The 19391-nt window shown below is 38.1% G+C and carries 11 protein-coding genes, 10 tRNA genes, 3 rRNA genes and 1 other annotated feature; all 24 genes read right to left on the bottom strand.

Translation table 11 applies throughout. The features are described 5' to 3' along the window. Positions 1-141: 141 nt before the first annotated feature. On the bottom strand, positions 142-780 hold the full coding sequence (locus HALHA_RS00185; protein ID WP_015325790.1) for a redox-sensing transcriptional repressor Rex: 639 nt from the start codon (positions 778-780) through the stop codon (positions 142-144). A gap of 11 nt (positions 781-791) precedes the next feature. After that, complete coding sequence (locus HALHA_RS00180; protein ID WP_015325789.1) at positions 792-2303, bottom strand: 4Fe-4S dicluster domain-containing protein; 1512 nt, start codon at positions 2301-2303, stop codon at positions 792-794. A 29-nt stretch (positions 2304-2332) separates the two neighbouring features. Then, positions 2333-2557, bottom strand: a complete 225-nt coding sequence (locus HALHA_RS00175; RefSeq protein ID WP_015325788.1) for an NAD(P)H-dependent oxidoreductase subunit E — start codon at positions 2555-2557, stop codon at positions 2333-2335. A gap of 14 nt (positions 2558-2571) precedes the next feature. Continuing rightward, entirely contained in the window at positions 2572-3720 is a 1149-nt protein-coding gene (locus HALHA_RS00170; RefSeq protein WP_015325787.1) for a SpoIIE family protein phosphatase, read from the bottom strand. A 2-nt stretch (positions 3721-3722) separates the two neighbouring features. Next, positions 3723-5411, bottom strand: coding sequence for a [Fe-Fe] hydrogenase large subunit C-terminal domain-containing protein (locus tag HALHA_RS00165; RefSeq protein WP_015325786.1), 1689 nt, complete (start codon positions 5409-5411; stop codon positions 3723-3725). Continuing rightward, positions 5412-5657: a (2Fe-2S) ferredoxin domain-containing protein gene (locus HALHA_RS00160; protein WP_015325785.1), complete on the bottom strand. Its 246-nt coding sequence runs from the start codon at positions 5655-5657 to the stop codon at positions 5412-5414. 158 nt (positions 5658-5815) lie between these two features. Continuing rightward, positions 5816-5909, bottom strand: a tRNA-Ser gene (locus HALHA_RS00155). 232 nt (positions 5910-6141) lie between these two features. Next, positions 6142-6233: transfer RNA gene (locus tag HALHA_RS00150), tRNA-Ser, on the bottom strand. A gap of 66 nt (positions 6234-6299) precedes the next feature. Then, positions 6300-7724 (bottom strand): glycoside hydrolase family 1 protein, encoded by a 1425-nt coding sequence (locus HALHA_RS00145; RefSeq protein WP_015325784.1) that lies wholly within the window; start codon positions 7722-7724, stop codon positions 6300-6302. Between the two features lie 107 nt (positions 7725-7831). Further along, positions 7832-9115 carry a serine--tRNA ligase gene (gene serS, locus HALHA_RS00140; protein ID WP_015325783.1) on the bottom strand — a complete coding sequence of 428 codons (1284 nt, stop codon included), beginning with the start codon at positions 9113-9115 and terminating at the stop codon, positions 7832-7834. Positions 9116-9135: 20 nt separating this feature from the next. Next, positions 9136-10722, bottom strand: coding sequence for a phosphoglycerate dehydrogenase (serA, locus tag HALHA_RS00135; protein ID WP_015325782.1), 1587 nt, complete (start codon positions 10720-10722; stop codon positions 9136-9138). After that, positions 10722-11888 carry a pyridoxal-phosphate-dependent aminotransferase family protein gene (locus tag HALHA_RS00130; RefSeq protein WP_015325781.1) on the bottom strand — a complete coding sequence of 389 codons (1167 nt, stop codon included), beginning with the start codon at positions 11886-11888 and terminating at the stop codon, positions 10722-10724. Before HALHA_RS00130 ends, serA begins: the two co-directional genes overlap by 1 nt. Before the next feature lie 94 nt (positions 11889-11982). Continuing rightward, positions 11983-12184: a binding site (T-box leader), on the bottom strand. A gap of 74 nt (positions 12185-12258) precedes the next feature. Continuing rightward, positions 12259-13257: a signal peptide peptidase SppA gene (gene sppA, locus HALHA_RS00125; protein WP_015325780.1), complete on the bottom strand. Its 999-nt coding sequence runs from the start codon at positions 13255-13257 to the stop codon at positions 12259-12261. A 150-nt stretch (positions 13258-13407) separates the two neighbouring features. Then, positions 13408-13484 (bottom strand) — tRNA-Pro (locus HALHA_RS00120). Positions 13485-13488: 4 nt separating this feature from the next. After that, positions 13489-13565: transfer RNA gene (locus HALHA_RS00115), tRNA-Gly, on the bottom strand. Between the two features lie 18 nt (positions 13566-13583). Next, a tRNA-Lys gene (locus HALHA_RS00110) sits at positions 13584-13659 on the bottom strand. 6 nt (positions 13660-13665) lie between these two features. After that, positions 13666-13741: transfer RNA gene (locus HALHA_RS00105), tRNA-Thr, on the bottom strand. A gap of 4 nt (positions 13742-13745) precedes the next feature. Beyond that, positions 13746-13822, bottom strand: a tRNA-Asp gene (locus HALHA_RS00100). 128 nt (positions 13823-13950) lie between these two features. Next, positions 13951-14026 (bottom strand) — tRNA-Val (locus HALHA_RS00095). A gap of 54 nt (positions 14027-14080) precedes the next feature. Continuing rightward, positions 14081-14156, bottom strand: a tRNA-Glu gene (locus HALHA_RS00090). A gap of 22 nt (positions 14157-14178) precedes the next feature. Further along, a tRNA-Gln gene (locus HALHA_RS00085) sits at positions 14179-14253 on the bottom strand. Positions 14254-14329: 76 nt separating this feature from the next. Continuing rightward, positions 14330-14453: ribosomal RNA gene (gene rrf, locus HALHA_RS00080) — 5S ribosomal RNA — on the bottom strand. A gap of 89 nt (positions 14454-14542) precedes the next feature. Beyond that, positions 14543-17500: ribosomal RNA gene (locus tag HALHA_RS00075) — 23S ribosomal RNA — on the bottom strand. A 103-nt stretch (positions 17501-17603) separates the two neighbouring features. Further along, positions 17604-19139, bottom strand: a 16S ribosomal RNA gene (locus HALHA_RS00070). Together the 16S, 23S and 5S rRNA genes with 8 tRNA genes alongside form the textbook arrangement of a ribosomal RNA operon. Positions 19140-19391 lie beyond the last annotated feature (252 nt).

Raw genomic sequence — 19391 nt, 5'->3', positions numbered from 1 at the left:
AAAAGAAAAAATAAATAAGTTTGTGTTTTAATTCACATTATCTTGTAAAAAAACAGCCCTCAAGACTGATACTCACCCTTATCTTCACTTAAATAATAGCATAGCTCCTTTTAGTTGTCAAGACTTATTGTGAAAAAAATATCATTCATCGATCTTAAAAGAAAGTCTCAACAAACCTTCAGTTAGATGTTCATTCTCTATTTTTATTTCTTGGGGACATTTTAAATCAACAGGAGCAAAATTCCAGATTCCTTGTATTCCCGCTCTAACCATTTTGTTAGCTATTTCTTGAGCAGCCTTTTCTGGTACTGCAATAACTCCAATTTTAATTTTATGTTCTGTAATATAATTCTCTAATTGACTGACATCTTTAACTTCTAAACCATTAATTTTAATTCCTACTAACCGTGGATTAATATCAAAAATAGCTGATAAATAAAAACCACGCTTTGTAAAATCAGTGGAGTTGACTAATGCTTGACCTATATTCCCAACTCCTACTAAAACCATATTACTCTTTTTTTCAATCCCCATAATCTTAGAAAGAGCATTATATAAATTCTCAACATTATATCCGTATCCTTGTTGTCCAAAATTACCAAAGTGATTCAAATCTTGACGTAACTGTGGAGCAGAAACACCAGCAATTTTGCCAAATTCTCGTGAAGAAATTCTTTCTACTCCCTTATCAAGTAAACTTTCTAAATTCCGATGATATTTAGGTAATCTTTTAATTACAGCACTAGGGATGACAATTGACTCTCCATTCTTTTCAACCATTTATACTCCTCCTACTTTTGACGATGAAATTCTTCACTTCCTAACTTATCTATCATCTCTTGGGCTTGCTTATTTTCTATAGCTTCGTTAATCTGTGCCTTAGAACCAAAATCATTAACTTGTTTAGTCGTGAATTTACTATTCATTAAAGCAGCTGGACCACCAACACAACCTCCAGTACAACCCATCCCTTCAATAAAGTAGTTTTGGTATTGTCCTGCTTGAGCTAATCTTAAAGTTTTAGTACATTCTTCTAACCCTTCAGCCTGAATAGCTTCAAATTCTATCTTAGGTTCAAGTTCTGTAGCTGAACCAGTAACTGCCTTTACTAATCCTCCAGCTCTACCAAAAGTCCTTCCAGCATCTGATGCTTCTTTAAATTTATTATCCCCTGCTAATTGAACTAAATTAATTCCTGCCCCAACAAACATAGCTCCTAATTCTTCAAAAGTTAATACAGCATCAACTTCATTATAAGCTAATCCTTCATCTTTTTTAGCAATACATGGGCCAACAAATACTATCTTAGCATCTGAAGACTCTTTTTTCAATACTTTAGCTATAGCTACCATTGGAGAGACTGTACTAGATGATTTCTCAATTAACTGTGGAAACTCCTGCTTAAGTAAGGTAAAAAATGAAGGACAACAAGATGTTGTTAAAAATTCTTGCTCTTTTGGTACCTTAGCTAATAACTCTTTTGTCTCTTCAATAGCTACAATATCTGCCCCTAAAGCTACTTCATGAACCTTATCAAAACCTAATTTAGTTAACCCTTGTTTAATTTGGTTGGGGGTTACTTGTGGCCCAAATTGTCCTACAAAAGAAGGGGCTAAAACAGCTATCGTTTTCTCTTTCTTTAACATTTTAGCAACCTGTAAAATCTGTGATTTATAAGTGATAGCTCCAAAAGGACAAGATTCAATACAGGCTCCACACGAAACACAATGTTTTGGGTCAATATTAGCCTGTCGATCATTATTGGCTTCAATAGCATCAACTCCACATGCAGATTCACAAGGACGAGTCATCTCTAAAATAGCATTATAAGGACATGACTGTTTACATAAACCACATTCAATACACTTCTCCTGGTCAATATAAGCCCTATTTTGTACGGTTACTATTGCATCTTGGGGACAAGCATTCATACAACTATGATCCACACAGTTTCGACAAGCATCACTAACTCTATATTTATCTAAGGGGCACCTATCACAAGCAATATCTAATACATTGACAGTTGGCCCTGTTAAATCATCTAGTTCTAACGCCTGGTCAACTGCTGCACTTAAATCTGATACTTCTCCATTAGGTTCTAAACCTAAGGCTGACTTAATTCTATCCTTAACAATTGCTCGCTCTTTATGCACACAACATCTATATCCTAATCCTTCCTCAGGAATTACTGTCTGCGCTAGATTATTAACTTCAGCTCTCAAATTATTATTTAAAGCCAATTCAGCCACTTTACTAAACAGTTTGCGTCTTAATTTAGTGATTCCTGATACATCATTAGTCATTATTTAGCCTCCTTATAAACTTATTCAATTTATAACCTGTTTTCAATCAACTCAATTAATTCTTGGGGAGTAGAAGGAGCATAGACTTTCCCATCTAACTCTACTGCTGGTGCTTGTTTACAGTTATCTAAACAATTTACTGCTTCTATATCAAGCTTAATAGTTTTCTTGTGACTAAATTCTTTCACCGCCGAAATCAAATTTTGTGCTCCCATTAAATGACAAGGTGTCCCAATACAAACCTTTAATTTCATCTTCGGCCCTCCTTTTAAAACCAATTTATTTGAATTTCTTTTCCTTGTCTCTCTAAAGATTTAACTAACTTTTCAATAATTTGTTTTCTGATCGCCATTTCCTGCGGTAACTTTAAACTTTGGTGGGCAGAATTAACCGCTTGACCTACAAGTAGTTTTACTTGATCACTTTTTAATAATAATCTAGCTAATTTAGTTGCTCCATCTTCTTTAACAGGTAAATCTTCTTGGCAATCAGCCTCCTTAAGTCGTTCTAAACATTTACTTAAAGTCAGCAATCCTTCAGTTACTAAATCCATCCCCTCCATCTTGGAAATAGGAGGTACCTCTTGATCATGATAACTTAACTCAACCTCTAATTCTCGATCTAATTCTCGAGCAACAATTTGTGCTGTTGTGCCTCCACAAATCACCTTCTTACTATCACTAGAAACTAATTTGTCTACTACTTCTTTATCCGTTTCTTTCTCTTTAGGTGGACCGGTAAAAAGGGTAATCTTCCTTTGTGATCTAAACTTTACAACTACTGCTGTTGTATCATCCCCTGGTTCCATACAATAATAAGCTTCACAAAGTTCTACTAATTTTTGAGCAATCTTATTACTACTTTCATACTTTTTTATATAATCTTCTAAATGCTTAGCTACCCCATCCCAACCCAAACCAAAATTAAGCAAACCTCCAATTCCAGCATGTACTACTCCATCACTAACTAACATTATCATCTCATCTTCTTTAAGTTTAAAGTGAGCCTCCTTAATCTCCTTGTCACCAACCTGTCTTTCATTCATCTCTAACTTAGTAATTTGACCTTGTTTGTTAATTAAAAAAGAAGATGGATTATCTATCTCAACTAAATAACATCTACCATCATTAAAGACCTTTAATACAGATAACGTTGAATAAGCTAACTGTCGTTCTTGGCAAACAGGTAATGTCTGGGTTATAGTTTCAACAACTTCTTCAATAGGAATTCCTTTTTCTAATAAGCCACTTGCTATCTTAGTTGTTAAAGTAGATAAAATATTAGCCTTAACTCCACTACCTAATCCATCAGATAAGACTATAATCTTAGCATCTTCATTACCTACTACCTGAACATTATCTCCACACAACTCTTCACCATGCTTAGAAACATGAGCAGCACTAGTTTCTACGTGCATCACTACCGCTCCTCCCTCATTAATTCTCTAACTTCATGCAAAATAGCTTTAGTTTCAGAAGTTGATTCCCCTAATAATCCAGCAATCTCTTGAGCTACTTTCATCTGTTTATTAATCACAGCATTAGCCTTTTCTAAAGTCGTCTCTTTCATCTTAGCTACCTTCTCTTTATGCTTTTCTTGTTCTGTAACATCGGTTAAAATCCCTACTATCAAATCATACTCTGGTAAGGGAAAGATTGCTTCTTCTACAATCACATCATACTGCTTATACTCAACCTTTTTTCTAGAAATACATTTTTTACTATCTGCTACATTAATAAAATCCTGGGGATCAAGATAGCGATGCAGTTTATTACCAATTGCTAGTTCATCTCTTCGATTAAAAAGCTTATTTGCTTGAGGATTAAACTTTTGAATAACCATATCCTTATCAACTACAATAATTGCATTAGGAGAAGTTTCCACTATTATATCCGCTAATGACTCTAATTTACCTTTCATATAAGGGATACACATTCTATTTTCAGCTAACCCTTGATAGACTGCTATTGCCTTTTCTCGACAAGAATTATAACCACACCCTCCACAATCTAATTCATCTTCTGGGCTAAATTTGCCTATTTGGGATAAGATTAATTTAATTTGATTCTCAGTTGGTAGATCTATTTCAGCTTTTTTGTTTGTATAACTACGCTTTAAATTGCTATCTAACCGGTGTTGGTTTTTTTTCTGTTTAACTATATTTTGTGTATAATTAACTATTTTTTCTCTTCTAGCATTAACACCTAATTCAGATGATAAACCTGGCCCATTAATACATCCTCCATTACAGACCATAGCTTCAATAAATCTAGGACTTATTTCTGTAGCTAACAAATCCTGAAAAGTATTAATACATTCATCTAACCCTGATACAGATAATATATCACTATTAAAATCTGTGTTTAATTCAGCACTCTTTAAAACTCCACCTTCTACTGGAAAAGCAGTAGCCCAGGATGATATAGAATTATTTCTTTTTACTGGTTCTAAATTCTTATAATCTATTTGCGATTGGATTAGTAATTCTTGTAATTGATCAAAAGTAATAGCTAAATCAATAGCTTCTTTAGAACTATCCCAACTCACCTCATCTAATTTGGCAATACAAGGGCCAATAAAAACAACTTTAGCATCGGTATACTTCTCTTTAATCATCTTCCCATGAGCAACCATAGGAGAAATACTAGGAGCTAAATAAGGAATTAATTCTGGATAATGTCTTTCTATCAAATTCACTACTGCAGGACAACAAGCTGATATAAGTGGTTTATTTCGTTTAGTTAATAGTTGATTATAATGTTTAGTAATTACTTCTGCTCCCTTAGCAGTCTCCTCTACTGCACTAAATCCCAGTTCTTTTAAAGCTGCCACTAACTGATTAGGTTGACAATCAAATGCAGCTACAAAAGAAGGGGCCAAGCTAGCTATCAATTCTTCACCCTCTAATATTTTTTTTAACTCAGTTAATTGATTACTAACTTCTTTAGCATTTTGCGGACAAACTTCTATACATTCTCCACAATAAATACATTTATCCTCTACTACCTCTGATTGTCCTCCTTTATTTCCAATTGCCTTTAGAGAACAATTTCTAATACAACGATGACAATCCTTACAATCAGATTCAGTCAGTGTAATAATCCCCATTTATATCTCTCCTTCAAGTTGGGAGTAAAAGATATCCACTATATTATCTGGACTTACATTAGTTATAATTTCTTCATCAAATTTTACAATTACTCCTTCTGTACAACACCCTAAACAAAAAGAAGCACTCAAGTTAACCTCAGTCTCTAAATCATATCTTCTGACTAGTTTCTTGAGTTTCTTTATTATCTGCGGTGCTCCTTTTAAGTGACAACTACTGCCAACACAAACTGTAATTTCGTTCATGCTACCATCCCTTTTGTTATTTTTTTAACAAATAATTTCATTATTATATTACCATAGTTTATAGCTATCTACAAGCTGAGAATTAAAATAGAAAATCTTCTAAATATTACTTAACCAAAAAATAAAAAACATCCCGCTAGGGATGTAATCTTAAGTATTGGCGGAGAGAGAGGGATTTGAACCCTCGCTAGAGCTTGATGCCCTACTACAGGTTTAGCAAACCCGCCCCTTCAGCCACTTGGGTATCTCTCCACGTTATTCAATTGAGAATTGACAATGAACAATTTATTACAATTAAGTTCAAATAATAAATCACAATTAATAAAGAATAAATAAAATAATAGGGACTAAGCTTGAGTAACTGTTAAACCATAAATTATTACTAGTAATTTTATGGTGAATTTAATCTTAAACTTAATTTCAAACTGAATTTATTCTTTGGTTTACAATTTACAATTAACAATTGTTAATTGTAAATTGATAATGGCGGAGGGGGTGGGATTCGAACCCACGGTGCGCATAAACGCACAGCAGATTTCAAGTCTGCCACCATAAACCGAACTCGGACACCCCTCCATATTTTCAACAATCACCATTATACTAGTTTCAAACTAAGATGTCAAGAAAAAATTTACTTTAAAGCTACTTTTCTTTTGGTATTACTTTTTCTCCATTACTTGCTATAACCTCTTTATACCAGTCAAAACTTTTCTTCTTAATTCTTTCTAATGTTCCTTCACCACTATTATCTCTATCAACATAGATAAAGCCATACCGTTTTTTCATCTCTCCTGTAGAAGCACTAACTAAGTCAATTGGACCCCAACTAGTATAGCCCATCAAGTCAACACCATCTGCAATAGCTTCTCCTAGCTGTTCAATATGGGCTTCTAAATAATCAATTCTATAATCATCATTGATACTGCCATCTTCTTCTATTTCATCTACTGCACCTAATCCATTCTCTACTATAAATAATGGTTTTTGATACCGATCATATAATCGATTAGCAATATATCTCAAACCTTTTGGATCTATCTGCCAACTCCAGTCAGTAGTTTCTAAGTATGGATTTTTAACTCCGCCTACAATATTTCCGCTAACCTGCTCCTTATCTTCAGGAAAAGTACTAACTGCACAGCTCATATAGTAACTAAACCCTACATAATCTACTGTATGTTCTTTTAAAATCACTTCATCTTCTTCCTTCATTTCAATATCTATATCATCTTCTGCCCAGATACGGTCCATATAACTTGGATAGTATCCTCTAGCTTGCACATCGGTGAAGAAAAATAACTCTCTTTCTCTCTTCATTGCTTTTAAAACATCATCTGGATCACAAGTATAGGGATAAAATGGAATAGCAAGTGACATACTTCCTATTTGGGCATCAGGAATAATTTCATGACAAGCTTTAACAGCTAAAGCACTGGCTACAAATTGATGGTGAGCAGCCTGATATTTTATCTCTTCTTTATTTTCACCATCTTCTAAGATCAGTCCTCCAGCATTAAAAGGAGTATGGAAAATAGCATTAATCTCATTAAAAGTTAACCAGTACTTAACCTTATCCTTATATCTGTCAAATACAACTTTAGCATAACGTTCAAAGAATTTAACTAACTTTCGATTTCTCCAACCACCATACTCTTTTACTAAATGTAACGGCATCTCATAATGAGAAAGAGTCACTACTGGTTCAATATCATATTTTAGCAACTCATCAAATAAATTATCATAAAATTGTAATCCGGCTTGATTAGGACTTTCCTCATTGCCCTTAGGGAAAATTCTAGTCCAAGCTATTGATACCCGAAGACAGTCAAATCCCATTTCAGCAAATAATTCTATATCTTCTTTATAACGATGATAAAAATCAATTCCTTCATGATAAAGACATTCCTCACCAGCATCTTCATCAATCTCACCTAAGGAACCATTAGGTAATACATCTGCTGTTGAAAGTCCCTTATCATCTTCTAAATAAGCCCCTTCTAATTGATTAGCAGCAGTAGCTCCACCCCATAAAAAATCTTTTGGAAAAGTTTCATCTGCCTTATTCATAATAAACAACCTCCATATATGCTATAAAGAGCCTTCCCTCTCTATTCCCTTAGTCAGTTTAAATTTAGTATTTAAATAATATTACTTATTGTGCATTAATTTAGTTGTTATTCTTTATTAATTCTTTTTTGTCCACCCATATAAGGCTGTAAAGCTTCAGGAATAGTAATACTACCATCTGCATTTTGATAATTTTCCATAAGTGCTGCTACTGTTCTACCTATTGCTAAACCAGATCCATTTAAAGTATGAACATAGCGAGTATTGGCCCCTGCTTTTGGTCGATACTTAATTCCGGCTCTTCTTGCTTGAAAGTCTTCAAAGTTACTACAAGAAGAGATTTCACGATAAGTATCATAACTTGGCATCCAAACCTCAAGGTCATACTTTTTAGCAGCAGTAAATCCTAAATCACCAGTACACATATCCATTACTCTATATGGCAATTCTAATCTCTGAAGAATAGTTTCTGCATTTTTAACTAATTTTTCTAACTCATCATAGGAATCTTCTGGTTCAACAAATTTAACCATCTCAACTTTATTAAACTGATGTTGTCTAATAATCCCTCGTGTATCTCGACCATGAGCTCCTGCTTCTGCTCTAAAACAAGCACTATGAGCTACATGATAAATTGGTAATTCCTCTTTATTTAATATCTGACCACGATACATATTTGTAACAGGTACTTCAGCAGTAGGGATTAAATAATAATCTGTCCCTTCAACCTTAAAGGCATCTTCTTTAAATTTAGGTAACTGTCCTGTGCCTAACATACTATCTTTATGCACCATAAATGGTGGAAAAACTTCATTATAATCATGTTCTTGAGTATGAATGTCAAGCATAAAAGAGATTAAAGCTCGCTCTAACTTAGCTGCAGCTCCTTTTAAAAATGTAAATCTAGCACCAGAAACCTTGGCCCCTCGTTCAAAATCTAAAATACCAAGTGCTGTTCCTAAATCCCAATGAGCTTGAGCTTCAAAATCAAACTCTGTTGGTTTACCCCACTTACGGTTACAAACATTATCTGATTCATCTTTTCCAACAGGAACAGATTCATGGGGAATATTAGGAACTCTAAGCATAATTTCATCTAATCGCTGATTATACTCTTTTACTTGCCCTTCTAATTCTTTAATTTCATCAGCAACTTGGCCCATCTTTTGAATTATCTCTTCTGCTTCCTTATCTTTACCTTCCCTTTTTAATTGACCAATTTTAGTGGATTCCTTATTTCTTTTTTGTTGTAATTTTTCTACCTCTTGAATTAATTCTCTTCTTTTATTATCAACTTCAGTAAATTCATTAATTGGTGCTTCAGTTCCTCGCTGATCTAATACTTCCTTAACTAAATCAATATTTTCTCTAACAAATCCTAAATCTAACATTTTTGTCCTCCTTTTAAACCTTAGTCAGCTACGGTTAGTATACTGATATCCAACATCCCATTTATATTTAATAATTTCTCTTTTAATTGAGCATCAATTTCCTGGTCAATATTTAAAATCATAATTGCTTTACCACCAGCATTGTCTCGCCCCACTTGCATACTAGCAATATTAACTTCATTCTCTCCTAAGATAGTTCCTACTTGCCCTACTATCCCAGGCTGATCTTGGTGATCAGTAACTAGCATTGTTCCTTGAGGTACAATATCAACATCATAACCATTAATAGCTACAATTCTAGGTGTGTCATGGAATATTGTGCCAGAAAGTTCTTTCTTTTGAGATTCACTCTTTACTTTAAGCGTAATTAAACTAGAATAGTCATCACTTGTATTACTTGTAGTTTGAGAAACCTTAATTCCTCTTTCTTCAGCAACCATTTCAGCATTTACACTATTAACCTCTTCATCTAAAATAGGATTTAATAGTCCTTGTAATACCCCTTTAGTAACCGGTGTTAAATCATATTCAGCTATTTGCCCCTCATAGATCATCTCAATTTCTTCAATTCTTTCCTCATTCCAGCCAGCATAAAATTGTCCTAAATTATCTGCTAAATCAATATATGGTTTTAGTTTAACCATCTCTTCAGGTTGTAAACGAGGAATATTCAAAGGCGTTCTTGGTGGCTCACCATTTAATACCATTAGAGCCTGCTTAGCAGCCTCAATAGCTACGTTATCCATAGCCGCTACAGTAGTACCACCTAAGTGGGGGGCTAAAATCACTTTATCTTCTAATTCTAATAAATTATAATCCTTACCTGGTGGCTCTTCTTCATGAACATCTAAACCAGCAGCTGCAACTTTACCACTTTCAACTGCATCATATAAATCAAACCGATCAATACATCCACCTCGAGCTGCGTTTATTATTCTAACTCCGTCTTTCATCTTGGCAAATGTCTCTTTATTAAAGATATGATCTGTCTCGTCAGTTAATGGAGTATGGATAGTAACATAATCAGAGCGTTGATATAGCTCATCTTTACTAACTAGTTCTACTCCTAGCTTTTCTCCTCTCTCTTCAGGAATATATGGATCATTAGCTATAACTTCCATATTAAAAGCTTTTGCTCTCTTAGCTACTTCTCCTCCTACTCTACCTAAACCAATAATTCCTAAGGTCTTATCATTAACTTCTACTCCCATATACTTATTTCGATCCCAAACTCCTTTGTGAAGAGCTTGGTTAGCCTGAACAGTATTACGGGATATAGCTAACATTAAAGCCATTGTCTGTTCAGCTGCAGAAATAGTATTCTCTCCAGGAGTATTTAAAACAACAATTCCTTCTTTTGATGCAGCATCTAAATCAATATTATCATAACCAGATCCTGCCCTAGCAATTACCTTTAGATTATCGGCTTGACTTAATACCTCTTCGTTTAATGGGGTCATACTACGTAATAAAATTCCGTCATAGTTACCGATTTCCTCTAATAACTGATCATAAGATAACTCTGTATTATAAGTAACATCAACCCCATTCTCTTCTAATAAATCCATACCTGCTTGAGAAAGTGGATCACTAACTAATATTCTCATTATCTTCTCTCCTCCTCTAAAAATACTTTTTGGGCTGCCTGTAAACCTGTGCCTAATTCAACTTCTAATCCTTCCTTTTGTAAAACTAACTCTAAAGCTGAAATAGTAGCTAATACGTCAGTTCGACTAACATTCCCTAAATGACCAATTCTAAAATAATCTCCCTTTAGTTTACCTTTACTACCAGTTACATAAACGTTATGTTCATCTTTTAGTCGTTGCCGTAAAATAGTAAACTCTATTTCAGTTGGTAACTTAATAGCAGTTACTGTTTTAGAAGCAATTTTTTCATCCTTTACTAATACATCTAAGCCTAAAGCTTGAACTGCTTGACGAATAGCTTTAGCAACTACTTTATGCCGTCTGAATACATTCTCTAATCCTTCTTCTCTTATTTCAGCTAATACTTCACGTAATACATATAAAGTTGAAAGTGCTGGAGTAGATGGGGTCTGTGTATCTCTATCATAACGATCTTTGGCCCGTTTAAAACTCCAATAAAATTTAGGTAAATCTGAATCTTCTCCAGCCTTTAAGGCTTTTGGGCTAACACTGACTAAACATAATCCTGGTGGAGTCATTAGTGCTTTTTGAGAAGAAGTTACTACTACATCTACTCCCCACTCATCTGTCTTTAGTTCAATCCCACCTAAAGAACTGACTGCATCAACTAATAATAAGCAATTATATTGCTCAGCTAATTCGCCTAGCGGTTGCGGATGATTAATTACACCTGTAGAAGTTTCATTATGAGTCATCAAAATGGCCTTAATTTCATCTGTTGTATCCTCTTCTAATCTCTTCTCTACTCTTGTTACATCCACTGCTTCTCCCCAAGGAAAGTTCATGCGTTCAACATCTATTCCATACCGTTCTGCAATCGTAGCATATCGCTCACCAAAGGCTCCTGTACATAAAACTAATACTTTATCACCTTTAGATAGGGTATTAGCAATAGAAGCTTCTAGACCTCCAGTTCCAGAACAGGTTAAAGCTAGAACATCATTTTCAGTCTGAAACACATATTTTAACCCCTCTGTTACTTCTCTTAATAAATCTTCACATTCCTTTTCACGATGACCTATTATCTTTTGTGCTCCAGCTTGACGTGCATGCTCTGGAATTGGTGTTGGCCCAGGCAACATTAAAGTTCTCTTCTCCTTCATACTCTTATCCTCCTTCTCAATACTCAAATATTAATATTTTTACTCATTTAAAGTAAAAAATCCCCTCCATAACAATCTAAACTAAAATTAGATTGCTAGGGACGAGAGATTAATTCTCGCGATACCACCCTAATTGACCAAGATGATCCACTCTAATGATGATAACGGCATCACCGATCTAGCTTAACTCACTAGCCACTCCTAGGCGGATTTGATTTTCTTTCATATCGACTCCCAGCACCGTCGACTCTCTCTAAATGAAAGGCAAATCTACTATTCCAATTCATAGTGTTTAATTGATTTTTAATTTTATCTTAAGCTTATTTTAAAATTTATTATACAATACTATTAACATAAATTCAAGTTTATTCTAATAATTTAATTGTACCCGCTTGAAATTATCCCTACTTCCTTGCTGTAAAAAGTAGTTATAAAAAAAATTAAAATTATCATGTTCCAAGTTTATATTTTCTTTAATCATTCCCTTAAATAAAGTATAACTAATTACTTCTTGAAAAGAACCTATTAGTCGCTTTAGTGGAGACGTTTGGCCGTAATGAATTAAGTTTGGTTGGCCCTCAATATTTGCTAATCTAGCAGTAGCATTTATAGCATCATAATAAGTCCCCAATTTATCAACTAAACCTAACCTTCTTGCCTGGGCTCCAGTATAAATTCTACCATCTGCTAAATCCTTTACTTCATCTCTAGAAAGGTTTCTCCCCTCTACTACTACATCAACAAAGCGTTGATAAACATCATTAATCATTTTTTGTATAATATTTCTTTCTTTTTTACTTAACTCTCGACTTGGACTGCCTATATCTTTATAAGGACCACTAGTGAAAGTTACAGGTTTAATCCCTACTTTATTATACAATTCTTTTAAATTAGTAAATTTCATTATAACCCCGATGCTTCCAGTAATAGTATTACCATTTGCATAAATCTGGTCCGCAGCAGTTGAAACATAATATCCTCCCGAAGCTGCTATATCCCCCATAGAAACTACTATGGGCCTTCCTGTAGCCTTAAACTTCTTTAATTCCTTATATATAGCATCAGATGCCGCTGAACTACCACCGGGAGTATTTACTCTTAATAATATTCCCTTTACCATTTCATTATTTTTAGCCTGATTAATATACTGCATAATTCGATAAGAATTAGCTTGAGCATCACTTAAAACACCACCACTACTGCCTGCTGCAATTGGCCCGCTAATATTAATAACAGCAATGCTTTCTTTAAAAAGCTCATTTTCTCTAAAATTATTAGCTATAGCATAAATAATTCCACCTAAAAATAAACCTCCAAGAAGAATAACGATAAGAAAAAATAAAGCTAAGTACTTAATATCAACCTTCATCTTGACTCCTCCTTTAATTATACAATAATTATCTTAACCTTACTAATACAAATTTATAAATAAAGCTATTACTTATAATTAAATAAAAAAATTATCATTCCTTTAAAATACAAAAGAGCCCCCTCTAAAAGGGACTCTCAAAAAACAATTTGGTCGGAGCAGCAGGATTTGAACCTGCGACCCCCTGGTCCCAAACCAGGTGCTCTGCCAAACTGAGCCATGCTCCGATAATGGAGCGGGAAACCGGACTCGAACCGGCGACACCCAGCTTGGAAGGCTGGTGCTCTAGCCAACTGAGCTACTCCCGCTCATTCAATATATTTATATGGTGAGCCATGGAGGACTCGAACCTCCGACACCCAGATTAAAAGTCTGGTGCTCTTCCAGCTGAGCTAATGGCCCATCTAATGGAGCTGACGACCGGAGTTGAACCGGTAACCTGCTGATTACAAGTCAGCTGCTCTGCCAATTGAGCTACGTCAGCATTATGGCGGGGACGACGAGATTCGAACTCGCGATCTCCGGCGTGACAGGCCGGCGTGTTAACCAACTACACCACATCCCCACAATAAAACAAATTGACAATTGATAATAAACAATTTACAATTAATTTCTAACTTCAAAATCAAATCATTACCTATGATTATCGTCTTTAATTGTCAATTCTCAATTGTACATTGTCAATTATTTCAATGGTGGGCGAAACAGGACTTGAACCTGTGACCCCCTGCTTGTAAGGCAGGTGCTCTCCCAACTGAGCTATTCGCCCACAATATTAACTGAATAGTTTAAAAAGAACTTAATCTATTTCAAATAGTAAACTTGGTACCCCCAAGGGGATTCGAACCCCTGCCGCCAGGATGAAAACCTGGTATCCTAGGCCACTAGACGATGGGGGCCTAGTTAAATTGTTAGTTTTATTGGCTGGGGTGGCTGGATTTGAACCAACGAGTGCAGGAGTCAAAGTCCTGTGCCTTACCACTTGGCGACACCCCATTAATAGTCTATCCTTATTAACACAAGGAGTATTATATACTATTAATTACTAACTGTCAAGAAATAATTCAATTGATTCTGGCAGCGACCTACTCTCCCATAAGGCTGCCCCTATAGTACCATCGGCGCTGGAGGACTTAACTGCTGTGTTCGAGATGGTCCTTCGAACCGGCACATCCTGTGCCACTTAGGACACTAGAACATCCGTGTTCGTCGGGAACAGGTGTTACCCCTCCGCAATCACCACCAGAATATTTTATTACACTTTCAAACTGCACAATAGTCATTCTAGATTAAACCCTCGCTCTATTAGTACCAGTCAGCTTAATGTGTTACCACACTTACACCTCTGGCCTATCTACCTGATAGTCTATCAGGGGTCTTACTGGATTATTCCATGGGATATCTAATCTTGAGATCTGCTTCACGCTTAGATGCTTTCAGCGCTTATCAGTTCCGCACTTAGCTACTCAACAATGCCAATGGTTGACAATTGATCCACCAGCGGTACGTCCATCCCGGTCCTCTCGTACTAGGGATAGTTTCTCTCAAATATCCTGCGCCCACGACGGATAGGGACCGAACTGTCTCACGACGTTCTGAACCCAGCTCGCGTGCCGCTTTAATGGGCGAACAGCCCAACCCTTGGAACCTGCTCCAGCTCCAGGATGCGACGAGCCGACATCGAGGTGCCAAACCTCCCCGTCGATGTGAACTCTTGGGGGAGATAAGCCTGTTATCCCCGGGGTAACTTTTATCCGTTGCGCGATGGCAATTCCATTCTTAGCCATCGGATCACTAAGCCCTACTTTCGTACCTGCTCGACCTGTATGTCTTGCAGTCAAGCTCCCTTATGCCTTTACACTCTACGTGTGATTTCCGACCACACTGAGGGAACCTTTGGGCGACTCCGTTACTCTTTAGGAGTCGACCGCCCCAGTCAAACTGCCCGTCTGAAACTGTCCCAGCACTAGATTATAGCGCTTGGTTAGAATCACGGCACAATAAGAGTGGTATCCCAATGATGGCTCCATCGACACTAGCGTGCCGATTTCAAAGCCTCCCACTTATACTGTACATAGTGTACCAAAATTCAATATCAGACTGCAGTAAAGCTCCACGGGGTCTTTCCGTCCAGTCGCGGGTAGTCTGCATCTTCACAGACACTTCAATTTCACCGAGTCCTTCGTCGAGACAGTGCTTAGGTCGTTTCGCCATTCGTGCAGGTCGGAACTTACCCGACAAGGAATTTCGCTACCTTAGGACCGTTATAGTTACGGCCGCCGTTCACTGGGGCTTAAGTTCGATGCTTTAGAACAAAGTTCCCAACATCTCCCCGTGACCTTCCAGCACCGGGCAGGCGTCAGCCCCTATACTTCGACTTGCGTCTTAGCAGAGACCTGTGTTTTTGGTAAACAGTCGCCTAAGCTTCTTTGTTGCAACCTCTTTGCGCATAACGCTAATGAGGTACCCCTTCTCCCTAAGTTACGGGGCTAATTTGCCGAGTTCCTTGACGAAGGTTCTCTCGCGCGCCTTAGAATTCTCATCTAGTCCACCTGTGTCAGTTTACGGTACGGGTACCTACTAACTTGTTAGAGGTTTTTCTTGGCAGTGGAGAATCAATTACTTCGTTTCCGTAGAAACTCCTGGTCACACCTTAGAGTTAATGATGATCCGGATTTACCTAAATCATCCTCTTTAATGCTTCAACCTGATATACCGTTCTCAGGCAAACCTATCTTCCTGCGTCACCTCTTCACTCAAATGCTAATAGGTAGTGTCGGATTTTTAACCGACTATCCATCACCTACGCCTTTCGGCCTTGGCTTAGGACCCGACTTACCCTGAGCGGACGAGCCTTGCTCAGGAAACCTTGGACTTTCGGCGAATAGGATTCTCACCTATTTCTCGTTACTCATACCGGCATTATCGCTTCTATACAGTCCATAGCTCCTTTCGGTACTACTTCTTCCCGTATAGAATGCTCCCCTACCATTGGATTAACCAATCCGCAGTTTCGGTGGTAAACTTAAGCCCCGTATATTTTTGGCGCAAGACCACTCGACCAGTGAGCTATTACGCACTCTTTAAATGAATGGCTGCTTCTAGGCCAACATCCTGGTTGTCTAGGCAGTCTCACTTCCTTTGCCACTTAGTTTACACTTTGGGACCTTAACTGGCGGTCTGGGTTGTTTCCCTCTCGACTATGAAGCTTATCCCACATAGTCTGACTCTTAAGTTCTCTATATCAGCCTTCGGAGTTTGACTGGATTCGGTAGCTTGGGTAAGCCCCTAGTCCAATCAGTGCTCTACAGCCAATATAGCAATCTTAAGGCTAGCCCTAAAGCTATTTCGGGGAGAACCAGCTATCTCCGAGTTCGATTGGCCTTTCACCCCTATCCACAGCTCATCCCATGACTTTTCAACGTCAATGCGGTTTGGACCTCCACATGCTATTACACATGCTTCATCCTGGCCATGGATAGATCACTCGGTTTCGGGTCTATGCTAAGCGACTTACGCCCTCTTCAGACTCGCTTTCGCTTCGGCTTCACCTTTTTGGCTTAACCTGTGCCACTTAACATAACTCGCCGGTTCGTTAAGCAAAAAGCACGCCATCAGGCACATACGCCCTCTGACCGCTTGTAAGCATATGGTTTCAAGGTCTATTTCACTCCCCTCCCGGGGTTCTTTTCATCTTTCCCTCACGGTACTGGTTCACTATCGGTCGCTAGTTAGTATTTAGCCTTAGGAGATGGTCCTCCTTGCTTCCCACGAGGTTCCACGTGACTCATGGTACTCAGGTGCTATTTAGACCCTTTTTAGTTTTCATCTACTGGACTATTACCATCTGTGGTGTAGCTTCCCAACTACTTCAATTAACTAAAAAGATATCTATGATACTTTTATGGTAGTATCATAATAGACCTACTACCCTGTAATAGTAACGCCCATAAGCTTATACACTATTACAGTTTGGACTCTTCCCCTTTCGCTCGCCGCTACTTAGGGAATCGATTTTCTTTCTTTTCCTAGGGTTACTAAGATGTTTCAGTTCGCCCCGTTACCCTCTTAGAGTTATTCTAGTTAGCTCTAAGATAACATGGGTTACCATGTTAAGTGCTCTCATTAGGAAATCCCTGGATTATCACTTGTTTGCAGCTTACCAAGGCTTATCGCAGCTTGCCACGTCCGTCTTCGGCTTCTAGCGCCTAGATATCCACCATACGCCCTTACTAGTTTAATCTAGATTAATCGCTATTGTGCAGTTTTCAAGGTGCAATTGAGACTTCTCAGTCTCTCAAAACTAAACAATGTAGGATTGACTATCTTCGTGTTTAACTCCTTAGAAAGGAGGTGATCCAGCCGCACCTTCCGGTACGGCTACCTTGTTACGACTTCACCCCCCTTATCGGGCACACCTTCGGCACTTCCTTCTAAAAGTTAGGTCAGTGACTTCTGGTGCCCCCAACTCGGGTGGTGTGACGGGCGGTGTGTACAAGGCCCGAGAACGGATTCACCGTGGCATTCTGATCCACGATTACTAGCGACTCCAGCTTCATGCAGATGAGTTGCAATCTGCAATCCGAACTGAGGTCTACTTTTGGGGATTTGCTCCACCTTGCGGCTTCGCTCCCCTCTGTATAAACCATTGTAGCACGTGTGTAGCCCAGAACATAAGGGGCATGATGACTTGACGTCATCCCCACCTTCCTCCGCGTTGCTCCCGCGGCAGTCTTCTTAGAGTCCCCATCACTACATGCTGGCAACTAAGAATAGGGGTTACGCTCGTTGCGGGACTTAACCCAACATCTCACGACACGAGCTGACGACAGCCATGCACCACCTGTCATCTGTGTTCCAAAAGGAAAAGTTCTTGTTAAAGAACGATCACAGGGATGTCAAGTTCTGGTAAGGTTCTTCGCGTTGCTTCGAATTAAACCACATGCTCCGCCGCTTGTGCGGGCCCCCGTCAATTCCTTTGAGTTTCAACCTTGCGGTCGTAATCCCCAGGCGGGATACTTAAAGCGTTAACTACGGCACCGAAGGAGTTGAACCTCCAACACCTAGTATCCAGCGTTTACAGCTAGGACTACCGGGGTATCTAATCCCGTTTGATACCCTAGCTTTCGTACCTCAGCGTCAGAGTCAAGCCAGAAGACTGCTTTCGCCATTGGTATTCTTCCTGATATCTACGTATTTCACCACTACACCAGGAATTCCATCTTCCTCTCTTGCTCTCAAGTCTAACAGTTTCAAAGGCACTTCATTGGTTAAGCCAATGGATTTCACCTCTGACTTGCTAGACCGCCTGCGTACCCTTTACGCCCAGTAATTCCGGACAACGCTAGCCCCTTACGTGTTACCGCGGCTGCTGGCACGTAATTAGCCGGGGCTTCCTTTAAAGGTACCGTCAATTCTAGCAGTTATTCACTACTAAAGTGTTCTTCCCTAAAGACAGAGCTTTACGACCCTAAGGCCTTCATCACTCACGCGGCGTTGCTCCGTCAGGCTTTCGCCCATTGCGGAAGATTCCCCACTGCAGCCTCCCGTAGGAGTCTGGGCCGTGTCTCAGTCCCAGTGTGGCCGATCACCCTCTCAGGTCGGCTACCCATCGTTGCCTTGGTGAGCTGTTATCTCACCAACTAGCTAATGGGACGCAAGCTCATCTTTAAGCAATAGTAATACCATCTTTCCTCCAAAGGAGTATATCTGGTATTAGCCCCTCTTTCGAAGAGTTATCCCAGACTTAAAGGTAGATACTTACGCGTTACTCACCCGTTCGCTGCTTTACTTGTTACCCGAAGGTAACTTTCTCGCACAACTTGCATGTGTTAAGCACGCCGCCAGCGTTCGTCCTGAGCCAGGATCAAACTCTCCGAATAAAGGATAAGAGTTTGAAACTGACTTAGATAGTCAAAACTCTACATTGTTTAGTTTTCAAAGACCAAATGTCTCTTGTCTTTTTAAGCGACATTTACTATATTAACAAATTAGTTTATCACTGTCAAGACCTTTTCTGTTTTTTCTTGCTTGTCCCAAGAAAGTGATTTCTCTTTTCAAGCGACATCTACTATATTAACAAATTTAATGTCTGTTGTCAAGAAAATTAATTTCTTATCTCAAAATAAATCTTC

This window comes from Halobacteroides halobius DSM 5150, assembly GCF_000328625.1.
In the GTDB taxonomy this organism is placed as follows: domain Bacteria; phylum Bacillota; class Halanaerobiia; order Halobacteroidales; family Halobacteroidaceae; genus Halobacteroides; species Halobacteroides halobius.
This window is presented reverse-complemented; position numbering and strand designations above follow the sequence as displayed.